This window comes from Bacillus sp. FSL R5-0447, from assembly GCF_038606125.1.
GTDB lineage: Bacteria > Bacillota > Bacilli > Bacillales > Bacillaceae > Bacillus > Bacillus velezensis.
Map to the genome: position 1 here is coordinate 3,773,317 of NZ_CP152012.1, position 24,527 is coordinate 3,797,843.

At 44.6% G+C, this 24,527-nt stretch carries 21 protein-coding genes; 4 read left to right on the forward strand and 17 right to left on the reverse strand.

Translation table 11 applies throughout. The annotated features are described in order from the left end of the window. Positions 1 to 63: 63 nt before the first annotated feature. From NYE68_RS18980 to degS, 3 genes are all read right to left on the reverse strand, one after another. Positions 64 to 912 (reverse strand): DegV family protein, encoded by an 849-nt coding sequence (locus NYE68_RS18980; RefSeq protein WP_015418336.1) that lies wholly within the window; start codon positions 910 to 912, stop codon positions 64 to 66. Positions 913 to 1,009: 97 nt separating this feature from the next. Next, positions 1,010 to 1,699 carry a two-component system response regulator DegU gene (degU, locus tag NYE68_RS18985; protein WP_003219701.1) on the reverse strand — a complete coding sequence of 230 codons (690 nt, stop codon included), beginning with the start codon at positions 1,697 to 1,699 and terminating at the stop codon, positions 1,010 to 1,012. 76 nt (positions 1,700 to 1,775) lie between these two features. Continuing rightward, a complete protein-coding gene (gene degS / locus NYE68_RS18990; RefSeq protein ID WP_007407484.1) occupies positions 1,776 to 2,939 on the reverse strand; it encodes a two-component sensor histidine kinase DegS in 1,164 nt (387 codons plus the stop codon). A gap of 222 nt (positions 2,940 to 3,161) precedes the next feature. Here degS and NYE68_RS18995 point away from each other — a divergent pair, with 222 nt between their 5' ends. Continuing rightward, positions 3,162 to 3,809 (forward strand): YigZ family protein, encoded by a 648-nt coding sequence (locus NYE68_RS18995; RefSeq protein WP_003151384.1) that lies wholly within the window; start codon positions 3,162 to 3,164, stop codon positions 3,807 to 3,809. Between the two features lie 4 nt (positions 3,810 to 3,813). Beyond that, positions 3,814 to 5,067 (forward strand): LCP family protein, encoded by a 1,254-nt coding sequence (locus NYE68_RS19000; RefSeq protein WP_324636351.1) that lies wholly within the window; start codon positions 3,814 to 3,816, stop codon positions 5,065 to 5,067. Between the two features lie 98 nt (positions 5,068 to 5,165). On the opposite strand, the gene NYE68_RS19005 is transcribed toward NYE68_RS19000, so the two are convergent. The 12 genes from NYE68_RS19005 to NYE68_RS19060 all read right to left on the reverse strand — a co-directional run bounded on the left by NYE68_RS19005 (position 5,166) and on the right by NYE68_RS19060 (position 19,485). Beyond that, a complete protein-coding gene (locus tag NYE68_RS19005; RefSeq protein WP_003151382.1) occupies positions 5,166 to 6,242 on the reverse strand; it encodes an MraY family glycosyltransferase in 1,077 nt (358 codons plus the stop codon). A 132-nt stretch (positions 6,243 to 6,374) separates the two neighbouring features. Further along, on the reverse strand, positions 6,375 to 7,571 hold the full coding sequence (locus NYE68_RS19010; RefSeq protein WP_324636350.1) for a glycosyltransferase: 1,197 nt from the start codon (positions 7,569 to 7,571) through the stop codon (positions 6,375 to 6,377). Between the two features lie 19 nt (positions 7,572 to 7,590). Continuing rightward, positions 7,591 to 8,349, reverse strand: a complete 759-nt coding sequence (locus tag NYE68_RS19015; protein WP_012118576.1) for a glycosyltransferase family 2 protein — start codon at positions 8,347 to 8,349, stop codon at positions 7,591 to 7,593. 23 nt (positions 8,350 to 8,372) lie between these two features. After that, on the reverse strand, positions 8,373 to 9,053 hold the full coding sequence (locus NYE68_RS19020; protein ID WP_033575219.1) for a Teichuronic acid biosynthesis protein TuaF: 681 nt from the start codon (positions 9,051 to 9,053) through the stop codon (positions 8,373 to 8,375). Beyond that, positions 9,050 to 10,537 (reverse strand): O-antigen ligase family protein, encoded by a 1,488-nt coding sequence (locus tag NYE68_RS19025; protein ID WP_064115324.1) that lies wholly within the window; start codon positions 10,535 to 10,537, stop codon positions 9,050 to 9,052. The genes NYE68_RS19020 and NYE68_RS19025 overlap by 4 nt, the downstream gene beginning before the upstream one ends. A gap of 67 nt (positions 10,538 to 10,604) precedes the next feature. Then, a complete protein-coding gene (locus tag NYE68_RS19030; RefSeq protein ID WP_064115323.1) occupies positions 10,605 to 11,945 on the reverse strand; it encodes a UDP-glucose/GDP-mannose dehydrogenase family protein in 1,341 nt (446 codons plus the stop codon). A 4-nt stretch (positions 11,946 to 11,949) separates the two neighbouring features. Further along, entirely contained in the window at positions 11,950 to 13,146 is a 1,197-nt protein-coding gene (locus NYE68_RS19035; RefSeq protein ID WP_015418342.1) for a glycosyltransferase family 4 protein, read from the reverse strand. After that, positions 13,143 to 14,591, reverse strand: coding sequence for an MOP flippase family protein (locus NYE68_RS19040; RefSeq protein ID WP_042635535.1), 1,449 nt, complete (start codon positions 14,589 to 14,591; stop codon positions 13,143 to 13,145). The genes NYE68_RS19035 and NYE68_RS19040 overlap by 4 nt, the downstream gene beginning before the upstream one ends. Before the next feature lie 36 nt (positions 14,592 to 14,627). Continuing rightward, entirely contained in the window at positions 14,628 to 15,287 is a 660-nt protein-coding gene (locus NYE68_RS19045; RefSeq protein ID WP_003151373.1) for an exopolysaccharide biosynthesis polyprenyl glycosylphosphotransferase, read from the reverse strand. 239 nt (positions 15,288 to 15,526) lie between these two features. Beyond that, positions 15,527 to 17,017: an N-acetylmuramoyl-L-alanine amidase gene (locus tag NYE68_RS19050; RefSeq protein WP_053574018.1), complete on the reverse strand. Its 1,491-nt coding sequence runs from the start codon at positions 17,015 to 17,017 to the stop codon at positions 15,527 to 15,529. 25 nt (positions 17,018 to 17,042) lie between these two features. Beyond that, a complete protein-coding gene (locus NYE68_RS19055; RefSeq protein WP_324636349.1) occupies positions 17,043 to 19,160 on the reverse strand; it encodes a SpoIID/LytB domain-containing protein in 2,118 nt (705 codons plus the stop codon). Between the two features lie 22 nt (positions 19,161 to 19,182). Further along, positions 19,183 to 19,485 carry a membrane protein gene (locus NYE68_RS19060; protein ID WP_017418804.1) on the reverse strand — a complete coding sequence of 101 codons (303 nt, stop codon included), beginning with the start codon at positions 19,483 to 19,485 and terminating at the stop codon, positions 19,183 to 19,185. Positions 19,486 to 19,663: 178 nt separating this feature from the next. On the opposite strand from NYE68_RS19060, the gene NYE68_RS19065 reads away from it, so the two are divergent. Further along, positions 19,664 to 20,578, forward strand: a complete 915-nt coding sequence (locus tag NYE68_RS19065; RefSeq protein WP_053574020.1) for a LytR family transcriptional regulator — start codon at positions 19,664 to 19,666, stop codon at positions 20,576 to 20,578. A gap of 51 nt (positions 20,579 to 20,629) precedes the next feature. Here NYE68_RS19065 and wecB read toward each other — a convergent pair whose 3' ends face one another. Further along, the gene (wecB, locus tag NYE68_RS19070; RefSeq protein ID WP_053574021.1) at positions 20,630 to 21,769 is read right to left on the reverse strand and encodes a UDP-N-acetylglucosamine 2-epimerase (non-hydrolyzing); all 1,140 of its coding nucleotides are present in this window, start codon (positions 21,767 to 21,769) and stop codon (positions 20,630 to 20,632) included. A 277-nt stretch (positions 21,770 to 22,046) separates the two neighbouring features. Between wecB and galU the strand changes: the two genes are divergently transcribed. After that, the gene (gene galU, locus NYE68_RS19075) at positions 22,047 to 22,925 is read left to right on the forward strand and encodes a UTP--glucose-1-phosphate uridylyltransferase GalU (RefSeq protein ID WP_015240700.1); all 879 of its coding nucleotides are present in this window, start codon (positions 22,047 to 22,049) and stop codon (positions 22,923 to 22,925) included. Positions 22,926 to 22,959: 34 nt separating this feature from the next. On the opposite strand, the gene tagH is transcribed toward galU, so the two are convergent. Beyond that, positions 22,960 to 24,513 carry a teichoic acids export ABC transporter ATP-binding subunit TagH gene (gene tagH, locus NYE68_RS19080; RefSeq protein ID WP_095352601.1) on the reverse strand — a complete coding sequence of 518 codons (1,554 nt, stop codon included), beginning with the start codon at positions 24,511 to 24,513 and terminating at the stop codon, positions 22,960 to 22,962. Positions 24,514 to 24,527: the final 14 nt, after the last annotated feature.

Genomic DNA, 24,527 nt, shown 5'->3' on the forward strand with positions numbered 1-24,527 from the left:
TTTGTCGAATCACGAAAACTTAATAATAAAAAAATCTCCGCCCTTGAAAACGGAGATTTTCACTTAGTTTTTAAAGCACCAGCCGATTCCGATGGCGCCTTCGCCCAAATGGGTTCCGATCACGGCACCGAAATAGCTGTTATAGAATTCGACATGAGGATATTTACCGCTTAACTCCTGTATAATAGCCGCCGCTTCTTCTTCCCTGTTTGCATGGATGACAGCGGCCCGCATGGGGATTCCTTTACTTGCATCCTCCCCAAACAGCTCAAAAATTCTCGAAATCGCCTTTTTGCGTGTCCGAATCTTCTCAAAAGGAACAATTACCTTATTGTCAAAATGAAGAATAGGCTTTACCTTTAACAGACCGCCGATAAAAGCCTGAGCACTGCTTAGACGCCCGCCCCGCTGGAGGTGTGATAAATCGTCCACCATAAAATACGCACGGACTGTTTTTTTCATATCATCCAGCTCTTTTATAATCTCTTCCGGTGAGTCAACACCGTCTTTAATGAGCTGTGCTGCCTTTAATGCATAAAAACCTTGTGCCAAACAGCTGATCTCTGAATCAAAGGGATAAACTTTAATATGATCAACCATAGTGTTTGCCGAGGCGGCGCTGTTATATGTTCCGCTGATTCCGCTGGACAAATGTATGCTTATGACTGCGTCATATGTTTTGCCCAGTTCTTCGTACAATGCGATTAATTCACCGAAAGAAGGCTGAGACGTAGTCGGCAGCTCATCATGATTTTTTACTTCTTTATAAAAACTTCTCCAGTCGAGTTCTGTTTCTTCGCGGAATGTTTTTTCACCGAAAACCACTTGGAGAGGGATCATATGAATATGATGTTCTTCTCTCATCTCTTTCGGAATATATGCTGTACTGTCTGTTACAACTGCAATCTTCATCACTTTACCTGCCTTATTAAGTACTTAATAAGTATTTTAATAGATATGCAGCTGTAAAAAAAGACTTGCCATAACAGGCAAGTCTTCTCACACATGACTAACGCATCTCTACCCAGCCGTTTTTAATGGCCACGACAACGGCTTGTGTCCGGTCATTAACGTTCATTTTCTGCAAAATATTACTCACGTGGTTTTTCACTGTTTTCTCACTGATAAACAATGATTCACCGATTCCGCGGTTGCTTTTTCCGTCTGCAAGCATTTGCAGCACTTCACATTCCCGTCTCGTTAATATATGTAATGGTCTCCGGATTTCCGGGTAAACCTCATGCTGAGGATGAGCAGAAACTCCGCTTGTCGCAAGACGGCGGAATTCGTTGACAAGATTGTGGGTTACTTTCGGGTGAAGGTAAGAACCGCCCTCGGCTACCACTTTCACTGCTTCGATTAAAGTATCTGCGTCCATCTCTTTCAGGAGATAGCCTCTTGCACCTGTTTTTAAAGCATGAGTCACATAGTTTTCATCATCATGGATGGAGAGGATAATCACCTTAGATTCAGGGTACAGCTCAACAAGCTGTTTAGTAGCCTCTACTCCATTTACATTCGGCATATTGATGTCCATTATGACAACATCGGGATGGTAATGCTCGACGATTCGAGCCGCCTCATCTCCATCGTCACCTTCTGCTACCACTTCAAAGGTAGGTTCAAAATCCAATATTCTTTTTACACCCTCACGGAATAGTTGATGGTCGTCGATAATAACAATATTTACTTTAGTCACACGCTACGCCTCCTTATCCTATTGTTCTATATACGCCGCTGTTCGGTCAATATGTCTTTTGGCTCTATTTAACAAATTATAGGCCGAGAGATAACGGAACCTTAATCATGATAAATGTCCCAAGACCTATTTTAGAGTCTATCGTTATCGTTCCTTCAAGCAGATCTACTCTTTCTTTCATTCCCAGCAAGCCGAATGACTTGTTTTTCTTTTGTTTAGCATCCTTAATATCAAAGCCTTTTCCGTTGTCCTTAATGATGAGAACGACAAAATCAGCGGTTACTTCCACTTTTACTGTAATTTCCTCTGATTCTGAATGCTTGAGTGCATTTGTGACGGCTTCCTGAGCGAGACGGAAAAGCGCCACTTCAAATTGCGGGGCAAGCCTTTGGTTCTCCGTGTCTCCGATACACTGAAAATGTATTTTCACCTTTCCGTTGTATTCTTCAGTTGTATAAAGATATTTTCTCAGTGTCGGAATCAGCCCGAGATCGTCCAATGCCATCGGTCTTAAATCATATATAATCCTTCTGACTTCGTAAAGGGCATTCCGCACATTCTGCCGCAGATTTCTGATTTCCTGAAATCCGTCCTCCGTGCCGCGGTCGCGGAAGATCCGTTCAATTAATTCCGATCTCATCATGACATTTGCCAGCATTTGCGCGGGACCGTCATGAATTTCTCTGGAAACTCTTTTTCTTTCTTCCTCTTGGGCTTCAATGATTCTTAAACCGAAATCTTGTTTAGCCTGCGCATCGGCAAGAAGAAGCCCTACTTGGCGAAGGTCTTGATTCAGGTAATTCAGAACGACGGTTATTTGGCTGACCAATGATTCTGACCGTTCAATGATTTCCTGAAGCCCCAAAAGCCGGCGTTCTAAATCATCTCTGCGCTCCCGCAGCTGCTTTTCACGCTGCTGGATCATCGTCAGTTCCACTTGAAGTTTGTGCGCCTTTTCATAGGCGTTGCGAATTTCTTCTTCGCTGAACTTATGGAAATTTCTGCTTACTTCAGACAAGCGGTTTCGTGCGTGCCGCGTATGAACTTCAAGTTTGTCGCCCAGCTCAATGACTTCGTAGACCTGCTGTTTGATCTGTTTGAGTTCTTCAACCAGCTGCTCATATTGCTGGCGCGACTGCTCTCCGATTTGAAAAACCTCGTCCTTACTCCCGTCCACGGTTTTCAGCATTTTCATAAGTATAGAATCCAAAACTTTGGAGTCCATCTTCGATTTATTCATCTGTCTCCCTCCGTAACGGTGTTGTTATGTATTTTTATTATAAATGTAATTGAACTGCAATTTATGTCGAATTATAATGAAAGAATGCGTATATTCTAGAAAAAAACATTTTTATATAGTATCTTACTCTTTCATGATACCAAAATATGCGCAAAAATTCTAAAGTCTGTTCGAATTTGTAGAAACAAGTCTTTTAATGCTTGTCAGGAGGGTCCAGCAATCATGCTGCACAGCTATTTAACAGTTAAAGAAACGGGTGAACATGAGATTGTGATTGAAAAATCGCGTTTTATCTGTCACCTGAGCCGTGCTGCTTCTGAAGAGGAAGCGCAGGAATTTATACAAAAGATAAAAAAACAGCACTGGAATGCGACTCATAACTGCTCAGCTTATCTGATCGGCGAAACCGACCATATACAAAAGGCGAATGATGACGGAGAACCAAGCGGCACAGCCGGAGTCCCCATGCTGGAAGTGCTGAAAAAACGCGGTCTGAAAGATACCTGCGCGGTGGTTACCCGGTATTTCGGCGGAATAAAGCTCGGTGCAGGCGGATTGATTCGTGCATATGGGAAGTCAGTGTCTGAAGGCTTAAATCATATAGGAGTTACGGAGCGGAAGCTGATGCGGATTATGCATACATCAGCGGATTATACGTGGCTCGGCAAGATAGAGAACGAACTGAGAGAATCAGTTTTTTTACTGAAAGATATTCATTATGCGGATCATGTCGAATTTGAAACGTACGTTGAAGAAAAAGACAAAGAAGCGTTTCTAAAATGGATGACAGAACTGACGAACGGCAAGAGTAAGAATACAGAGGGAGAACTGACGTATTTAGAAACAGACGTCAGCCCTAAAGGAGACTAATGTAATGGCTGAACGTGTAAGAGTGCGTGTTCGAAAGAAAAAGAAAAGCAAACGAAAGATCATATTCAAACGGATTTTGCTGCTGCTTACCCTCGTTTTGTTAGTCGCTGCCGGGTTTGGCGGATACAAAGTATACAAAACGATTAATGCGGCAGATAATGCATATGATGCCCTTTCCCGCGGAGACAAATCAAAATTACGGGATAAAGTCATCAATATGAAGAAAAAACCGTTCTCCATTTTGTTTATGGGGATCGAAAATTATGCCACAAGCGGAAAAGGCGGACGATCAGATTCTCTTATTGTCGTTACCCTTGATCCGAGAAATAAAACAATGAAAATGCTGAGTATTCCGCGTGATACGCGGGTGACGCTTGCCGGCGACACAACCGGTAAAAAATCAAAAATCAATGCGGCTTTTGCTAAGGGCGGAGCGGATGAAACCGTCTCAACCGTCGAAGACTTATTAGGCATACCGATTGATAAGTATGTCACTGTCGACTTCAATGGCTTTAAGGATGTTATTGATGAAGTAGGCGGGGTCGATGTAAAAGTGCCGTTTGACTTCGACGAGATGAGTGACGTCAGTAAAAAGAAACGGATCTATTTCAAGAAAGGAAACATGCATTTGAACGGTGAGCAGGCTTTGGCTTACGCGCGGATGAGAAAACAGGATAAGCGCGGAGACTTCGGCCGGAATGACCGCCAAAAGCAAATCTTAAACGCACTGATCGACCAAATGTCCAGAGCTGGAAATATTGCTAAAATTGATAAAATCGCTGAAACAGCGAGCAATAACGTCCAAACGAATATCCGAATCACTGAAGGACTCGCTCTTCAGCAGATTTACAGCGGCTTTACAAGCAAAAAGGTTGATACACTGACCATAACAGGATCAGATTTATATTTAGGCGGAACCGCAACTACGCGCGGAACATATTATTTCCAGCCGGATCCAACCAATCTCGAAAAAATACGGCAGGAATTGCAGAAACATCTGGATTACCCGTCCGGAAACAGCACGGCATCCGATCCTGCTTCTGACAGCACCGGAACGGACAGTACGACTGATTCGACTTCTGACAGCACAGGAACAGGCGGTACGGCTGATTCGACTTCTGACAGCACAGGAACAGGCGGTACGGCTGATTCGACTTCCGGCAGCACAGGAACAAGCGGCACAACCGATTCAACCAGCGGTACTGCTGGTGCAAATGGTACGGGCAGCACACAGTCCGGCGGCACAACAGGCTATTAAGAGTAAACCCGATCCTTTGAGCAGGATCGGGTTTTTTTATATAATAAGAGAATAGCAGAATCCACAAAAAAGCAGACCATTCGCATGATCTGCTCTTTTTAGTTTTTCTTCACCAATCTCTTGTAAAACTTGGTAAATGGTTTAAATTGTTCATTTACTAACCCTGTGACCTCTGCTATGATTTGCATAAATACAATCAATACAAAAATAATAAACAGCGAAAGCCATATTGTCGCGCTTTTCAGCAGGATGGCACTGACGCTGAAAATAAAGCCGATTAAATAAATGATAATGACAGCCGTGCGGTGTGACAGCCCGAAGGCCATCAGCCGGTGGTGTATATGTGACTTATCAGGCGCTGAGATCGGCTGTTTGTTTAAAATCCGCCTGATGACGGCGAATGTCGTATCAAAAATCGGCACGCCCAAAATGATGATCGGAATGATGATACTGAATAAAGTAACACTTTTATAAAGACCTAATAATGAGAGTACTGAGATGACGTATCCGAGAAAGAGCGATCCGGTATCTCCCATAAATATCTTTGCCGGATGAAAATTATAAAATAAAAATCCGAGTGTGCTTCCTATCACGACAAGTGAAAGTGACAGAATAAGGATTTTCCCTCCGGATAACGCCATAACGGCGATAGTGGAGAGTCCGATGACCGACAGGCCGGCAGCGAGTCCGTCCAAACCGTCAATCAGGTTCATCGCGTTCGTAATACCGACGATCCATAACACAGTCAGCGGGTAAGCGACCCATCCCAATTCTAAACGTTCCGTTAAAAACGGTACGGAGAAAAAGTCCATTTTCAGTCCCGTGCTCACAATCATAATGGCCACGGCCAGCTGGACGAAAAACTTTACCTTTGCGCTTAATTGGTATTTATCATCAAGGATTCCTAAAATAACAATAATAAACGCACCCACTGTAATGGCGGTCATTTTCGTTTCATTATATATGCCGGCCGCGAGCACACCCGCCGCTACGCCGATAAAGATGGCCAGGCCGCCCATACGGGGCATTATTTTATCATGTACTTTTCGGTTGCTGGGCTGGTCAACTGCACCTATTTTGATCGCAATTTTTTTTACGATAGGAGTTAGGATTAAAACCGTTAGCAGAGAGACAAAAAACGCAACAACTATGCGAAACATGCGTTCGTCAAGCATAAAGAAGTCTCCTTTGGAATTATATGAAGTCTTTTCTGATATTGAACCGTTCCTTCCATTATAATTCTTACTAGTTATTATAACAAGCATCATCAAAAAGAAACACGCAAATCAAAAAATGCGCTTTCCCTTTTAATGGGATTGCGCATTTTTCAATATACCCGTGCATTCGAGCATTCGGCCGAATAAAACATTCCAATCCCGTCTCCGGGCCAATTCACGGCGCAAAGCCTCATATGATCCGCTGCGGTCCGCTGCCAGAAGCGCGTCGCAGGCCGCGATGAAATCTGCGGGGTCACTGCCTTCAACGTATTCATAGACGAAAGGCCTTTTGATTTTTGACGTAGAAGAAAGGTTGCAGCCGACAACCGGTTTCCCGGCGGCTAAAAATTCAAAAAGCTTAAGCGGAAATACCGCGTCATTATAAGGTGAATTTTTATACGGCATGATGCCGATGTCGACAAGCTGCATATAGGACGGCACTTCATTCGGCGCGGCAGGTCCCGTCCAGATGACATTCGGACGCTCCAGAAGCGACTTGAAATCCGGATCGTCCTGAGCCGTGTTCGGGCCTACCAATAAAATCGTCCAGTCAGGCCTCACATCTGCCGTTTCCGCCATAAGCGCAAAATCGAGCTTCGGTTTGATTCCGCCGATAAAACCGAGAACCGTTCCGTTCCGTCCCCGTAAAATGTCTTCATCCGGCTGTTTATTTTCCCGTGAAAACAGGTCATATTCCACTCCGTTTTCAATGGTGAACACTTTCTGGTGCGGATTCTCCAGCTTTTTTCCGACCTCGTGGTGCAGACAGTCAGATGTACACGTAATGGAATCGGCACGCTGAATGATTCTCATTTCCGCCTGTTTAATGATGTTTCTTCTTACATTTGACAGCACACCGGCACGGCCGCTGATCGGAGCGGCCCACAGATCACTGCAATCATAAATCACTTCATCCCAAGGAAACAGATCTGCCAGCAGCGGAAAACCGGGGAAGGTGTACCATAAGCAGCAGCGGGCCCCTTCTCCTTCTTCCTTCAGCACGTTCACCAATGGTGAAAGCTTATGCCTGTAGCACATGTCAGTATACCTGCCGAAGCGAAAAGCTTTTTGCTTCATGAGATCCTTTACAGTGAACTGCCGGATTCCCTCGGAATTTCCGGTCATCTGTCCGTCATTTGCGCGCGGAGACGGACATACCCAAATGACGCTTTTCGTTTCTTTTTGCCGGGCGAGAAATTCAGCCAGCCGGTGCCGTCTGTATCTCAGCCGGTCATGACCCCATTCCGCCGCTCCGACGATTACGTGAATAATCGGTTCCACCTTCATCACCCAGCTCCTCTGACGCCTACAGTCTTTTCAAGACCGCGTTTTTCGCATATTGCATAAAACACCACGAAGCCTTGATAAAATGCAGGCGCTCAATTTCTCTATAGACAAACCATGTTTTTTTGGCGGCTTTCCACTTGTTGCTTGAAATCGAATTCTGCACAAGCCTGTATTCTGAAAGGCACTCATTCAGGCCGTAAGCCGTAAATCCCCTTTTCAGCAGGGAAAGCCATGTCGCTAAATCCTGCCGCGTTCTGATATCAGGCATTTGAATCTGTCCCGTCTGCTCTCTGTCAATCATGACCGTTAAACATCCGATAATCGTGTTTTTTAAAGCTTCATCATATGACAGGCTTTCAGGGGCTTGAATCGTTTTGTCCGTCGGCGTTCCGTCCTGCTCCATGACGCTGTAGCCCGTAAATGAAAAAGCGCAGGACCGCTCTGCCATAAACGCAAGCTGTTTTTGAAGCTTTTCCTTTTTCCATCTGTCATCGCTGTCCAGAAATGCGACATAACGGCCCTTGGCATGTTTAAGGGCTGTATTTCTGGCAGCCGCGGCTCCCCCGTTTTTCTCTAAATAAACGACGCGGATCCGCTCATCCTTTTGTTCATATTGCCGTAAAATATCTCTCGTTCCGTCCGTTGAACAATCATCCGCGATAATCATTTCCCAATGCGGGTGGCTTTGATGTAAAACGGACTGAATCGTGTCTTCGATATATTCACTTGCATTATAAGACGGTGTAATGACAGATACGAAAGGTTTCCAGTTTGTCATGGTCACATCTCCATCGCAGATTTTTACAAGGACTCTCTAAAAAACTCAGGAATGACAATGAACATAAATGCAACTGCAATGCCGATTAAAACGCCCAGAACCGCTTTCTTTTTCGGCGGCATGCCTTGTCCCGCCGTTTCATTCATCGGCTCTGAATTGATGATGCCGGCCGCTTTCAGGTTCAGCTGCGTATTTTTCAATTCGTATAAAAATCGTTCCTTATCCACTTTGGCGTCCGCGCTGACGGTTTCTCCTTCAAGCGCAGCAATACTCTGCCGCACTACTTTTGCCCGTTTTTCAAACAGGTCCTGATCATTCTTCAGAAAAGTTTTTATGACGGCTTGAAACACCGATTCGGTCTCCTGTTTGTTTTGGCCGCTGTAGCTGACCGTGATCAATGAATCTGATTGTGTTTCGACAGTCAGTTTACTTTTCACGGCCGCTCTTTCTTCGTCTGTTTTATCAGGCAAAGCCTGCTTTAAAAAGGCATCGCTCGTCAAAAGGAGCGGGATTTCTTTTGTATTGTTATAAAGCGGATGATCATAATTTCCCGCGGCGATCGCGGCTTCTGATGTAAAACTGCTGCTCCCGCTGATTTTTGACGGCAATACATATCCCGCCGCCCCTAACACAACGGGCAGCGCAATGATCCAAATAATATTCTTTTTGATACGCCGGGTTATTCTTGTCAACATATCCTTCATCTCGCATCTCCCTGTTTTTCATAGTACGCCGTGACGGCAGGCTCCTTTTGTAAACGCCTCAATATATTGACCGCCGCGATCACGAGCGAGAGAAATACCCAGTGGAAAAATAAATTTGATACGGAGCTTGGGCTGATGCTGCTTACCAAAAAACCGGCCATCGCCGTGATAAGTCCTTCTGTGATCAGTCTTGACTGATTTTCCGATTTTCTTTCATGACATTTATAAAGTGTCCAAAAAAGGAACAAATAGACTGTCAGGTAACCGAGCATCGTAAACACGCCGAAGTTCGCCATAATCTCGACGAGCCAGTTGTGCACCTCAACTACGCCGCCCGTATCATAAACGGGCTCCGCTTTTAAATAGTAAGAGACGTTTCCGGCACCCACTCCAAACCCCCAGGAATCAATCACATAGTGAAAGGCGTTTTTTAAAAGATTCGCCCTCGCGAGGTTGGAAGGAAGCGGTTGCTGTCCCGGCATCGCCTGCGGAGCTGAAAACAGATTCAAGACGGCGTTGGTGATACGGCCCGCAAATAAAACCGCAAACAGCGCCGCACCCGCTCCCGCTGCGTACAGCGCGAGCTTTTTCAACAGGGAAGGCAGCAGAATGAAGACGTATACAGCCGCCCCCGCGCATATGCCCAGCAGACTCGCGCGCGAACCGGTCAAAATGATTAAATACAAAGCGCTGATCGCAAAGAGCAGGCTGACGGCCTTCACATAGCCGTTTTTCATATTTTTCACCGCCGCCGCATACAGAAAGAAACTGATGCACAAAAACGTCGCGAAATCATTTTGATTAAAGAAAACGGACGTCGGATAATGCTGTTTGTACTGCGGGCCGTTATAAAGCGTGGAGCTCGGCAGATGGTGGTGTGTAAAATGGTTGTAAAAGCCGATCGCCATCACAAAAATGGTCATCACAAGCCATATGCCGTAAAAAACCATCAGCTGATCAAAGCGCTGAATGAACATGACAATAAGATAAATCAGAAACATGCCCATTCCCATTAAAGCTAAATATTTAATCCCGTACGTCACGGATTTTGCCCACAATAACGATAGGAGACCGTATGTAAACCATAAGGCGAAAAACATCAGAACCCCTTTTACATTCACCCGATTCCATCTGTCAATATGATGACGGTTTGTTAGGATGCCGGCGACGTGAAGGGCGCCTGCTCCGATTAATAACAGCCGGTATATAAATAAGCTGAAAAAACCGAGATGGACCGCAAAGAAGGCCTGGTTTAAAAATGTACACGCGATCAGTATGTAAATGAGCCCCATAAACATCTGACCGTTTGTTGTAAAGGCGGATAGCAAAGCAAGTCCGGCAATGCCGATCATGGTGGCAAGCAGCAGCACGGTGATTTTTCCGAATCCGGCATCCGTCCTGACCGCCTCCAGCATGATGAATCCTCCTGTAATGAGAGCGGCAAGCAGCACAAGAACATGAGCCGCTGAACGTTTGATACTCACATGGCAAACCCCTTTCCAAAACCGGCAGCCGAGCCGGACTGCCGAGAGCCTGAAGACAAATCTTTTTCTATCTTGCCAGTTCTTTTATTTGCCGATCGGCATGAACCGCCGGACGTCCGACGGAATGATAAGTGAATCCTGAAACCCGCATATATTCCAGCGGGAACATATTTCTGCCGTCAATGATGACCGGCTGTTTGAGCAGCTGCTTCGCCCTCTGAAGATCCATCTCCTTGACTTCCGGCCAATCGGTTGTAATCAGGCATGCGTCCGCGTTTTTGATGGCACTGTACAGCTCTGTGTGATATTCAATGCCGCCGTCTCCTAATATCGCTGACGCTTCGGGAATCGCGATCGGATCATACGCTTTCACGTGAGCGCCCTGCTCTTTAAGACTTGTGATGATATCAAGAGCGGGGGCGGAGCGGACGTCATTTGTGTGCGGTTTAAAGGCCAGCCCCAGTACGGCCGCGGTTTTCCCTTTTAAGGGACCGATGGCGCGGTTCAATTTTTCCGTAATACGGACCCGCTGCTTCTCATTGGTTTCAATGACGGCTTCCATCATTTGAAACGGATAGCCGGCGGCGTTTGCGATATGCAATAAAGCCGTTGTATCCTTCGGAAAGCAGGATCCGCCGAATCCGATGCCCGCCTGGAGAAATTTATTCCCGATCCGGCTGTCAAGACCGACGCCTTCTGACACGTGGGAAATGTCCGCCCCGACACGTTCGCAAATATTGGCGATATCGTTAATAAAAGATATTTTGGCGGCTAAAAAAGCATTTGCGGCATACTTAATCATTTCCGCGCTTTCAAGATTGGTCTTTACGATCTTCGTACGGAACGGCTTATGAAGCTCTTCAATGACCGAAGCGGCATGTTCGCTTGTGGCGCCGATGACCGCCCGCTCCATCTGCATCGTATCCCGCACCGCCGAACCTTCGCGGAGGAATTCAGGATTTGACGCGACATCAAACGGATATTTTCCCTTTGACGCTTCGCTGACGATTTGGTAAACAAGCTTTCCTGTCCCGACCGGAACAGTGCTTTTGGTGACAATGATTTTGTATCCGTTCAGCTGTTCTCCGATTGTTTGCGCCGCTGCCTTAATGTAGGTCAGATCGGCTTCACCCGTCTTTGACATCGGCGTACCGACGGCGATATAGATGATATCAGCGGCTTTCACAGCCGGCTCGATTTCGGCTGTAAAGGATAACCGTCCGGTACTGACATTTTTTTCGGCTAATTCCTCAAGCCCCGGTTCATATATCGGGATGACTCCGTTTTGCAAGCTTCTGATTTTCGCTTCATTGATGTCACAGCAAGTCACATGATGGCCGATTTCCGCAAAACAAGTTCCAGATACAAGACCTACATACCCTGTTCCTAATACAGCGATTTTTTTCACAGCTTCATCCCTCTTTCGAAAGGTTCTCCTCTTGCCCGGCCCGGTTCATTACGGATCGGTATTTCTCTTTCAGCGCTTTCGCGTTTTGGCTTGCGTCAAAATACGTGCGGACGGTTTGATAAAGTTCCTCGGCTGTTTGCGGCGTCCAAGCCTCTCCTTCGTCATATTGCAGAATCGATTCTGCCAGCGTCTCAGGTGAACCCGGCTTGATCAGCAACCCCCGGTGTTTCCCGAATAAAGAAGCCAATCCTCCGACATCGGTGCAGATCACCGGCACCTTCAGAGCGAGCGCCTCAATGACCACAGTCGGCATGCCTTCGCTGTAGGACGGCAGCGCCATTACATCCGAAGCCAGCAGATAGTCCTGTACCTTGTCGTTCGGCACTTGCCCCGTGACGATATGAGCGGCTTCACGCAATGAAGATGCGGCGGGACCGTCACCGACAAAGACGGCTTCATATCTTTCATCCAATGATTGAACGGCTTTTGATAAGTCGAAAACACCTTTCTCTTTGACAAGCCTGCCGATGAACACGATCAGTTTTTTATCCGGAGGAAGGCCGAGCCGTTTTCTAACGGCTTCTTTCGTCTCGTTCCTTTTTCGGAAGGCGTCAAGCGTGATGCCGATCGGAAGCACGGTGCACTCCGCTTCGATGAGCTTTTTCATTTGTTCCCGCAGACTGCCGCTCACAGCGTAAATATCGGCTGCTTCCCGCACCGCAAATGTAAATGCGCGATGAGCGCTTTTGCTGTAATGCGGATAGACATTGACATCACTGCCATGCAAGGTCAGCACATATGGAATGCCTAAAGCCTTTGACACAATGGCGGCCGCTCCGCCTGACGGCATGGCGAAATGCGCGTGAATCAGATCGGGCTTCAGGCCATGATTTTTGATTTCGGAAAGAATGGATTCCGCCATTCTTTTATGCGGCTGCGCCCATTTCAGCTGCCCGGGAACCGCCTGATAAAACGGCCGGTGGACGGACACGCCTTTCCGCCATTCATACGCCGGCCTGATATCCTTTTGCCGATACGTCTTTTTCAGCACCCGGAATGGCGCGGCGAGTTTCGGCCGCGGACAAATGACGGTCATCTCCGCGCCAAGCTTTCTCAGTTCTTGGGCCTGCGTCTCATGAAAAACGCCTTCCCCCGGCTTCTCACTGCTCGGATAGACACTTGTCATCCACAATACCTTCATAGCAAACGTCCTTTTCTTAATTTACTTTTCATATGCGGATAAGCTTTTCCCAACAGGAATAAATAACACAACGCGCCGCAGGCTACGGAGATCGCCAGCCGCAGCTTGACATCAAGGCTGATCCGCTCCGTGCCGAAGCTGGCTGTAAAGGCGATGACACCCATTGCCGCCGTAAGCAGAAACGGTTTGGCCACGGCTTTGAAGTAAGCCGACAGCCGCAGCTTAATGACATATGCCAACAGCCAGCGCCCGATCAGGAAATTCAGGATGCTGATGAAAGCGTACGTCCAGGCTACCGTCAAGAGATTTCCGGACAGCACGGCGGCGTACAAAGATGCACCATACAGCAGCATCACCCCGGCGTCCCAATAAAACGCCAGATCGGCCCGCCCTTTTGCGAGCAGCACAGATCCGTTCGGATTCATCAGAACCCTTAATATCCCGACGATGGCGAGAACGTTTAAAACCGGGACAGCCGCCAGCCATTTTTCTCCGAATACCGAAGCCACGAATGCATCCGACACTGAAACCAAACCGAGCAAAAGCGGAAAGGATATCAGCGCGAGTATTTTGGTCATATTGAGAAATCCTTCTCTGATAACGCTGTTTTCATGCTTGTTTTTCGCAAAGACGGGAAACGCGACTCTCGTAATGATCGGATTAATTTTTAATACCGGAAGCGTGACAATCTGGTAGGCCAGATTGTAAATGCCGAGCGCCTCAGCGCCGATAAAACTGCCGATCAGAATCATATCAATATTCGCTCCGAGCCGGTTCACAAGCCGGGAAGACAGCTGAAAGGCCCCGAAAGAAAAGAAGCCTTTCATTCCTTTCAGATCAAAAACCAACGCCGGTCTCCATGTTTTTCTGCAGGCCATCCAGTACAGAATCCCTTTCGACGATTGCAGCAGCACCTGGGAAATCACATAGGCGAGAATCGGGTCCGTATAAAAAACCGCGGCCGCCAAATACACGAAGGACAGCACATTTGAAAAGATTTCAATCTTGCTTAACGTGTTAAATGCCAGCGCTTTTTGCAGCATATACTGGTATTGCTGACCGATGGGCGCGATTAAAAACATGACGGCCAGCACGCGGATTAAATAGACAAGCTCCTCCCGCCGATAAAAATCGGCGATGAGCGGACTGCTGAAAAACAGCAGCGCAAACAGCGCAAGCCCCGTTATGATATTCAGCCAGTACAAGGAAGACATCTGTTTATCAGTCACATGATCTTTTTGAATGAGAGCGGCGCCAAAACCCATATCAAGCGCAATTTGGGCAAACACCACTACCGTTGTGATCATGCCGACAAGGCCGAATTCAGCCAGTGACATGACCCGCCCGAGCAGGGCGAATTGGATGATTTGAATGACCGTAATACACGCTGTCGAAATACTTGTCCATTTGGCGCCGCTCAAGATTTGATTTGTAATACTAGGCATCGTTTTCCCTACTTTTTTGTCTGCTGACCAGAATTTTTATCGCGCCCCGTCACCGGTCCAGATCACTTTGCACGTTTTGAGCATAATCTTCAGTTCCAATGAAAAGGTCAGGTTGCGGATATAATATAAGTCAAACATTAGTTTTTCCCTCGGTGTCATGTCATATCCCCCGTTGACCTGCGCCCAGCCGCTTAATCCCGGCTTAACGGCCAGCCGCTCCGTAAACCCCGGAATCTCAGCCTGAAACTGTTCCGTAAACACGGGCCGCTCGGGACGCGGGCCGATCAGGCTCATTTCTCCCCGAAGCACATTTACCAGCTGCGGCAGCTCATCAATACGGGTCCTTCTGATAAAAGCGCCGACCTTTGTCACGCGGGGATCCTTTTTCAGCGCCCAGACCGCCCCCGATTTTTCAGCATCTATTTTCATAGAGCGGAGCTTATACAAATAAAACGGCTTCCCGTCTTTGCCTACCCGCTCCTGCTTATAAAAAGCCGGGCCGGGCGACTCCAAACGAATCAGGATGGAGAACAGGCCCATCACCGGGAGCGCCGCCAAGAGCCCCGCAAGCGCAAACACAATGTCCATGAATCGCTTAAAAGCCAAATAACGGGCCGTTCTTTCCGTAACGGCAGCGGAAGTCCCCTGCCGCACTGCATAGTTATTATTTACATTCATGCTTTTCTCTGCTCCCACTGACACACACCTCACGATTTGTTGGGATGTTTGATGACCTATGCCGTGAGTTTAGCAGATGGATGTTAATTGGAAGTAAAGGAAGCGTTAATGTTTATTAGAATGTTTCGATTATTGTTTTTTTATTGTAAATCTATTCATATCCATAAACAGCGGTTACTATAATTGAAAAGGATCACAACGAAAAAGCCTGCCGATCAATTTTGACCAGCAGGCTCGTACACAAATATATAAAAGTTTTACTTATAATAAGACACGATTCCATCATTGATGGCTGCAGCTGCCTTTTCCTTATAGGATGCTTGCTTTAATTTACTTGCATCAGACGGATTCGTAATAAAAGCCGTCTCTACTAATACACTAGGCATTTTGGAATACTTAATGACATAGAACGGAGCTGTTTTAACCTCTCTGTCTCTTGTTTTTAATGCATTAACAACCCTAGGCTGAATTTGTCCTGCCAGGCGTTTGCTTGCAGCGGCTTGATATGTCTCATCATAGTAGGTCTCAGTTCCGTTTGCAGAAGTTGCATCATTTGCATTGCCGTGAACGCTGATAAATAAATCCGCTCCTGCGGTTGCACCTTTATTTACCCTTTCCTGCAAGGAATAAAATGTATCATTAGACCTCGTCATGACCGGCAGAGCACCTGAAGCATTTAATTTTGTATTCAGCCTTTTAGCGATATCAAGATTGACGTCTTTTTCTAAAATGCCGTTACCTATAGAACCGGAATCTTTTCCCCCATGACCCGGATCAATTAAAATTGTTTTTCCTGCTGCCGGATTTTTCAGCTGGTTTGCAACATTTGAGCTGACAGCCGGGGTATTCCCGATAATGGTAAAGCTGCTTAATTTTTTTCTCCCGATAAAGACTCTTGTTTCTTTTGAAAGATTGCTGCCGTTTGTCAGAATGATAGATTGTTTTTTCTTTGCAGCAAGAGCAGCACCCGCTATGGAGTCTGCATACCCGAAACCATTGCTGACGAATACATTGCCTGTCGGAAGATTTAATTGCTGAACTAGATTGGCCGCAAGTTCGTATCGATTGCTTCCGCTGATTCTTTTTGGAGAAGGGAGTTTTTTAAAGACAGAGGCATTTATGCTCCCGGTTCCCCCTGCTACAATAGAGCTTTTGATCCCCTTGCTTTTTATAGCTCCTGCTGTGGCACTGTTGATAGCTGTTTTATTCGTAAACAAAATTGGATATCCGTTCTTTGCGGCATATGGAATTGCAGCTATTGCGTCAGCATATAAAAATCCGTTTGCAATAACGGCTTTTGAGGCGGCAGGCATTTCCTTTGCTACTTTAGCTGCCGTATCATATCGGTTGCTTCCTGAAATTCTCTTAACACTGATGCCGAGCGCTTTGATTTGATTTGCTGTATTTGCTGACACAGCAGGCGTTCCGCCGACAATAATGACCGTTTTTGTTTTTAATTCTTTCAGACGGGTTTTCGTCTCTGATGACAAATTATCTTTGTTTGTGTAAAGCAGCGGCGCATTTTTCTGATATGCCATCGGGGCAGCAGATATAGCATCTGCATACGAACCTCCTCCGACGACAACAGCTGTACTCGCTGTTGAATACACCTGCTTGGAAAGCGCAGCAGCCGTACCGTACCTGTTGCTTCCCCCTACTCTTTTAACCGCGTTGTCAGCTAAGGCTGACGGGATAAATAAGATGAGTCCCAGCATAGAAATGATCAGGACTTTAAGATAAGAACGCAATTGCCTTCCTCCTGCTCTCGTTTATTTAATAGTCAGTCAATGTGGTGCCCGGATAATAAAATTTTAAAATTGAACTATATGAATCTCCCGAATCCGCTCTTGCCTTAGCGCCGTATTGGCTCATACCGATGCCGTGTCCATATCCCTTTCCGCTGATTGTAAAAGCAGAACTGTTTTGACTGACGGTCACATAAGTGCTTTTAAACACGGAGGCTCCGATCATCGTTCTCAGTTCAGTCACCGGCACAGTCATTGCAGATGTTTTATTTGCCTCGTAATTTCCATTGTTTTGTTTGACAGCGTAATTCACTTTCAAAGTTGCTGTTTTAGCCCGCTGTCCTTTAGTTGTTCCGCTGAATGTAAGATCTTCTATTTTTAAAATTTTAATGGCGGAAGCGCCCGTTTCCTTATTTTTCAGAATCCAATTTTTAATACCGCTCAGTTGAGCTGCATTTGTCTCATTCTTTGAAGCAAACCAAGAGGCCGGCTTATTTACATCAATTGAATCCGGATTGATTTGCTGCTTAGAAAGCGTCAGACTCCAGGCAGTTTGAGGATCTTTTGTGTCTTTTTTCGCAGTTAAATAAGGAACGCTTGAACCCCATACTTCGCCGCTTGATTCTGTATAACCGCCATTACTCGATGAATAAGCCGCCGTAATTAAATTCCCTTTGTAAGTCAGCACCTTATTTTTTGTCTGCTGCACCGCTTTCGTTGTATTGGCATTCCAGCTGTACCCGCCATATACTTGAAAAGCAGTAGTATCAGCAACAGTGCTCCCGGTCTTCGTAATTGAGTATGTTCTTGCCGCAACCGTTTGCGCCTTCAGCGCTTCAAGAGACCAGCTTGCAGGCATTTCATTCGGTACGACACCTTTTAAATAATCTTCAAAAGGAATGTTTTCATTTACAGGTCTGATATATTTGCCTGACTCTATTGAAAAATTAACCGTCCCCAAGTATTCTTTTCCATTCAAACTGATCCGGTTGGATTCATTGTACGTTTCCGGTTTTATTCTCAATGAATTCCCATATGTTTTAATATGATTAAGATTTAACTTTCCATTATTGATTTGTAAGTTGTATGTGCTTCCGCCGGCTAAGTAAAAATGGTTTGAAAGCTCATTTTCAACCCCGGCGGAAATGGAGCTTGTACTTCCGATAAAGTCGTATGCATACGACGCCTTCTCTTTTGTCACTGATTTAGCTGCTGAAGGAACATCATCTTGTTTGATATATAATATTTGGCTGTTTTTTTTGGCGGCTAAAGAAGCGCCAACCAGGACATCAGCATATTTCGTTCCATTAGTCATGACGACTTTATCAGCCTTCAACTTTAGCTGATTAATGATATTAGCAGTCAATTCATACCGTGTTGATCCGGGTATTCGCTGCACATTTGAAGTTTTTTTAATTTGATTTTCTACAGCATCACTCACGCTGAACGAACTCCCGATAATTATGACTTGCTTCGGAAGATCATAATCCGGCAATTTATCCTTTTCAGTCAGTAAAATGGGATAGCCGTTTGCAGCGGCATACGGAGCAATGGCTAAAGCGTCTTGAAAAACATTACCTGTTACAACAATTGCTTTATCGTAATTTCCCATTTGTTTTGCAATGTTTTCAGACAGAACATAACGGTTTTTCCCGCTGATTCTTTTCACAGCTCCATAAGACTTAAGCTTATTTTCAACGTCCTTTGAAATACTTTTAGCCCCGCCGATGACCAGAATATTATCGGGATTGAACTTAGCAATCTGTTTTTCTGTTGTTTTTGTCAAAGCGTCCGGCTGTGTAAATAACACCGGCGCATCCAATTTTTTTGCCAGAGGAATTACTGGTAATGCATCGATAAAAACATCACGATTGACGAGAATAACGGTTTTAGGATTCGTCCATTGGGAGTCAGATGCAAGAGCCGCCGTCTCATATCGGGATGCCCCCGAAAAGCGGTTGGTTACAGACACATGATCACCGGTAACCTGATAAAAACCGGTTGGAGATAAAGAAATGCTTGATTGATTTCCTATGTAATTTGTCAGCTTAACAGATATATTTGAATCTGCCGCAAAGGAAACCGCCGGTATAAGCAATATAACAACAGCTAGAGTCAGTCCTATTAAATGTTTGCAAGTTTTCAAGATTACAGCATCCCCCTGTTCATTAATTTGCCGGTTCGATATCCTTCAGCATAAGCTGTCCCTTGCTATTTTTTTGATATTTTACTGTCACTTTGTCGCCATTATCCAAATTCTTAACATCGTCGGCTGATTCTTCAGTGATATCAAAACTTACCGGTTCATGATCCACAGTGACTTCTATTGTATGAGTATCCGCCAGTCCTACATAAGTGCCCTCTTTCGTTACCAGCTTTTCACCCGCATCCTCACCCTGAGATTTTTCATTATTAACTCCGCACCCGGCGAGAAGCAGTATAAAGAACAAACATCCAAAAATTTTTTTCATTTTTTTCACCTCATTATGGATTATCGACAATATATTATCTATTTTAAAGAAAAATTAAGAAACATTGAAACTTTTTTCGATAACATTCGACTATATTAGGATTTATTGTATTCTATTATAAAATATTGCATTTACTGGGAGTTCGATTTCCAATTTAAAACAGATGGGGTGTATTGAGATGAGAAGTAAACGAAGAAAAAAGACTTTGTTACTGGTCTTTCTGACAATCATCGGCATTTTTATTTTAGTTTCCGGCGGCTTTACATACTATCTATGGCATAAAGCGGCATCAACCGTCGCCAGTATTCACGAAGACATTAACAAATCGAATAAACGCAGAACTGAGGTGAAAATAAATAAACACGAACCGTTCTCTGTCTTGATCATGGGAGTGGACGAACGTAAAAATGATAAAGGAAGAGCCGACTCGCTCATTTACCTTACAGTCAATCCAAAGACAAAAACAACGGAAATGGTCAGTATTCCGCGTGACACTTATACAAAAATTATAGGCAAGGGCACGATGGATAAAATCAATCATTCATATGCATTTGGCGGTACGCAAATGGCAGTAGATACTGTGGAGAATTTCTTGAACCTGCCTGTAGATTATTTCATTAAAGTAAACATGGAAAGCTTTAAAGATGTCGTTGACACTTTAGGAGGCATCACTGTCAACAGTACATTCGCTTTCAACTATGACGGTTATTCCTTCAGCAAAGGCAATATTTCATTAAACGGTGATGAAGCCCTCGCTTACTCACGAATGAGAAAAGAAGATCCTAAAGGGGATTTCGGGCGCCAAGACAGACAGCGGCAGATTATAGAGGGTATTATCAATAAAGGGGCAAGTATCTCTTCTGTCACGAAATTCGGAGATATGTTTAAAGTAGTAGAGAACAATGTAAAAACGAATTTAACCTTTGATGATATGTGGGATATTCAATCCGGCTATAAAGATGCCCGCAAGAAAGTGATTCAGCATGAGCTGAAGGGTGACGGCACCAAAATCAACGGAATTTACTATTATAAAGCAGATGAAAACGGTCTTGCTTCCATTACTAAAGAATTGAGAAGCAGCCTCAACCTTTAAACTAATGCAGAAAAAGCAGCTTCGCATACTTTATGCGGAGCTGCTTTTTTGTTACACTTCAAAAGAATCAGGATGCTCTGAACGCAGTCCGAATTGATAGAGCAGTCCCTCAGCAATCCTTCTTGACGCCATGCCATCTCCATAGGGATTAGATGCCCGCGACATTTTTTCATATTCCTGCTTGTCTGTCAGCAGCTGTTTTGCCATCTGATAAATCGTTTCTTCATCAGTACCGGCTAATTTCAGAGTGCCCGCCTCCATTCCTTCGGGCCGTTCAGTCGTATCGCGCAATACGAGAACCGGCTTTCCTAAGGAAGGAGCTTCCTCCTGAACGCCTCCTGAATCAGTTAAAATAAAATACGACCTTGACGCAAAATTGTGGAAATCAATCACTTCAAGAGGTTCAATTAAATGGACGCGCTCCGAATCACCAAAGTGCTTATCAGCAGCTTCACGTACAGCAGGATTCAGGTGTACCGGATAAACGACTTGCACATCACTGAATTCATCTGCGATCCGGCGGATGGCTTTAAACATATGTTCCATCGGCTGACCTAAATTTTCCCGGCGATGCGCCGTCAGTAAAATCATTCTGTCATTGCCGATTTTCTCAATAATGTTATGGGAATATTCAGAGTGAACCGTTGTATGCAAAGCATCAATCGCTGTATTTCCGGTAACAAAAATGGAGCTTTCTTTTTTATTCTCATTCAATAAATTTTGCTTCGCTCGCTGAGTCGGAGCAAAGTGGATATCAGCAATCGCTCCGGTCATTTGGCGGTTCAATTCTTCCGGAAAAGGTGAATATTTGTTGCCCGTCCGCAATCCGGCCTCCACGTGTCCGACTGCAATCTGGTGATAGAAAGCTGCAAGGCTTCCGGCAAAGGTTGTTGTCGTGTCACCATGAACAAGAACAATATCAGGTTTGATTTCCTTAAACAGGCCGTCCAGTTTTACCAGGGCGTTTGAAGTAATTTCAGCCAGCGTCTGCCGTTCTTTCATAATATTCAAATCAAAGTCAGGCTTAATTTGAAATGCGTGAAGAACTTGATCCAGCATTTGTCTATGCTGGGCAGTCACAGTGACATATGATTCTATTTCAGGGCGTTTTTTTAATTCGAGCACAAGGGGCGCCATTTTTATCGCTTCAGGCCTTGTACCGAATACCGTCATGACTTTAAGTTTTTTCATATCTCTTTCTCCTGTATCAAGTTTGTGATCATTTTTCATTATCAACCCATTTTACACGATATGATCCGCCGGTTAAATATCTTGTATTATTTTTCCCCTAAATGAAAAAGGATATATCATTAAGGCTTTACGGATAAAACTTGTTTAATAATGGTTTATCTTATATCATTAAAAGTGTTAAAAATGAAATATCGGGTATACAGAAAATATCAGCAAGCCTGAGTCTGTATAGATATCATAACTTATATTTAAGTGATGCTAAGGAAGGTGCTTTAAAGTGAAAAAAGTACGCAAAGCCATAATTCCCGCTGCAGGTTTAGGGACACGCTTTCTGCCGGCAACAAAAGCCATGCCGAAAGAGATGCTTCCGATTGTAGACAAACCAACGATTCAATACATAATTGAAGAAGCGGTTGAAGCGGGTATTGAAGACATTATTATTGTTACGGGAAAAAGCAAGAGAGCCATTGAAGACCATTTTGATTACTCACCAGAGCTGGAAAGAAACCTAGAAGAAAAAGGGAAAGTCGAACTCTTAGAAAAAGTCCGAAAAGCCTCTAATCTTGCTGACATTCATTATATCCGGCAAAAGGAGCCAAAAGGTCTTGGACATGCCGTTTGGTGCGCACGTAATTTTATCGGTGACGAGCCATTCGCCGTCCTTCTCGGAGATGATATCGTTCAAGCTGAAAAACCAGGGCTTCGCCAGCTGATGGATGAATATGAAAAAACACTTTCTTCTATTATAGGGGTTCAGCAAGTGCCTGAAGAAGAAACCCATCGTTACGGAATTATTGATCCGCTGACAAGTGAAGGCCGCAGATATCAGGTGAAGAACTTTGTTGAGAAGCCGGCTCAAGGGACTGCTCCGTCCAATCTGGCAATACTGGGACGTTATGTCTTCACTCCTGAAATCTTCATGTACCTTGAAGAACAGCAAATTGGTGCCGGAGGAGAAATTCAGCTTACAGACGCTATTCAAAAGCTGAATGAAATCCAGCGGGTTTTTGCTTACGATTTTGAGGGCAAAAGATATGATGTTGGTGAAAAACTGGGTTTTATTACCACTACATTAGAATTTGCGATGCAGGATCGTGAACTGCGTGATCACCTTATCCCTTTCATGGAAGACCTGTTAAGAAAAGATGAATTATAAGAAAAAAAGCTGTTGGATTTATTCCAACAGCTTTTTATTTTATAATGCAGGTTAAAGTTTGATTATCGTTATTGATAATAAAAGCGTATTTATCATTTGCCGCAATATATTGCCGATTACTGCTGCCCTTTATAACATCTTTATTATTCAGGGATAGATCTGCCGGAGTAATAGCTGATATTCCTCTGAAAACAAGCTGCTCGGCCTTGCCATTATTCACTGCATAACTGACCTCGCCATTTTTAAGATATAGCGTCTCCCGGCCGTTCACTACTTCTTTCTGCAGCTCTTTCATTTCTTGCTGAATATCATTAACGCGCTCACCGAGATGTGACACAAGTTGATCAGTATCACCCTGCTTTACATACGGAGAAAAAGCGGATGCTTTCACATTTGAACTTTTTTCGTTATAGACCGCTGCATTTTCCGGGATATAGTACGTTTTATTATTGACCTCAATCTTTGCTGATTGCCTGTCTTCAGATACCACTTTCACCTGAGCACCGAACGGAATAAGGAAGTCCGCCTTTTTTTTCAGCTCTGTATCTTTATAGGCCTGCGTCTGGTCTTTTAATACGAAACCTTTTTTGTTCACCAATATCTGGTCTTTCCCCTTGTTAACATCATCTTGATATCCGATCTTACCGAAGGAAGCGATCGTACGAAGCGGGGCGCTGAAAAACATGGTTCCTGCCATAAACACAAGCAGTATTGATAAAATAGCAATTTGAATAGCATTGACTGCTGATCCGGATTTACTATTTTTCTTTTGTTCCTTCACAATTGCCTGCTGCTCAGGCGATTCTTTTTTACGTTCAGCAACCTGATCTTTCTTATATTTCTCTTTGTCTTTTTTGGAGAGTTTATTAAACCAATCGATAAATGCTTTGTACTCTTTGACGACGGTTTCAGTGTCGTCGAACATTCTTAATTCACCATAGTGCATCCAAGCCACACGGTCACACATTTTTTCAATCTGACCGATGGAATGACTCACAAAGAAAATGGTTTTTCCTCGTTCTTTAAATTCCTGGATCCGGTCAACACACTTCTGATAAAATGTCTGGTCTCCTACGGAGAGGGCTTCATCAATGATTAAAATATCCGGATCTATATGCACGGAAATAGCAAAACCAAGGCGGGACTTCATACCGCTTGAATAGTTTTTCACCGGCTGATTAATAAAATCACCGATCTCAGCAAACTCAACTATGCTTTCATACATCTCATCGATTTCTTTATTTGTCAGCCCCATCATTAAACATTTGAGTCTTATGTTATCCCGGCCCGTCAAAGCATTATTTAAACCGGCTGCAATCGCAATCAGCGACGGCTGGCCGTTCATTTCAATTTCACCGCTTGTCGGCGGTATCACTTTTGCAAGCAGATTGGACATCGTCGATTTACCCGATCCGTTAATTCCCACAAAGCCGATTGTCTCCCCTTCATATACATCAAAGGAGACATTTCGCACAGCGAAAAAACCGTTATCTTTAGCAGGGAAAAACAAACCTTTTATTTTGTCCGACTGTTTTTCATAAAGATGATACTGCTTTGAAACATTTCGAAACGAAACCTTTAGTTTCATCGTACAATCTCCTT

Coding starts and splice junctions, on each gene's coding strand:
- NYE68_RS18980 (WP_015418336.1), bottom strand. CDS start 912: ATGAAGATTGCAGTTGTAACAGACAGTACAGCATATATTCCGAAAGAG.
- degS (WP_007407484.1), bottom strand. CDS start 2,939: ATGAATAAATCGAAGATGGACTCCAAAGTTTTGGATTCTATACTTATG.
- NYE68_RS18995 (WP_003151384.1), top strand. CDS start 3,162: ATGCTGCACAGCTATTTAACAGTTAAAGAAACGGGTGAACATGAGATT.
- NYE68_RS19000 (WP_324636351.1), top strand. CDS start 3,814: ATGGCTGAACGTGTAAGAGTGCGTGTTCGAAAGAAAAAGAAAAGCAAA.
- NYE68_RS19005 (WP_003151382.1), bottom strand. CDS start 6,242: ATGCTTGACGAACGCATGTTTCGCATAGTTGTTGCGTTTTTTGTCTCT.
- NYE68_RS19010 (WP_324636350.1), bottom strand. CDS start 7,571: ATGAAGGTGGAACCGATTATTCACGTAATCGTCGGAGCGGCGGAATGG.
- NYE68_RS19015 (WP_012118576.1), bottom strand. CDS start 8,349: ATGACAAACTGGAAACCTTTCGTATCTGTCATTACACCGTCTTATAAT.
- NYE68_RS19020 (WP_033575219.1), bottom strand. CDS start 9,053: ATGAAGGATATGTTGACAAGAATAACCCGGCGTATCAAAAAGAATATT.
- NYE68_RS19035 (WP_015418342.1), bottom strand. CDS start 13,146: ATGAAGGTATTGTGGATGACAAGTGTCTATCCGAGCAGTGAGAAGCCG.
- NYE68_RS19040 (WP_042635535.1), bottom strand. CDS start 14,591: ATGCCTAGTATTACAAATCAAATCTTGAGCGGCGCCAAATGGACAAGT.
- NYE68_RS19060 (WP_017418804.1), bottom strand. CDS start 19,485: ATGAAAAAAATTTTTGGATGTTTGTTCTTTATACTGCTTCTCGCCGGG.
- NYE68_RS19065 (WP_053574020.1), top strand. CDS start 19,664: ATGAGAAGTAAACGAAGAAAAAAGACTTTGTTACTGGTCTTTCTGACA.
- wecB (WP_053574021.1), bottom strand. CDS start 21,769: ATGAAAAAACTTAAAGTCATGACGGTATTCGGTACAAGGCCTGAAGCG.
- tagH (WP_095352601.1), bottom strand. CDS start 24,513: ATGAAACTAAAGGTTTCGTTTCGAAATGTTTCAAAGCAGTATCATCTT.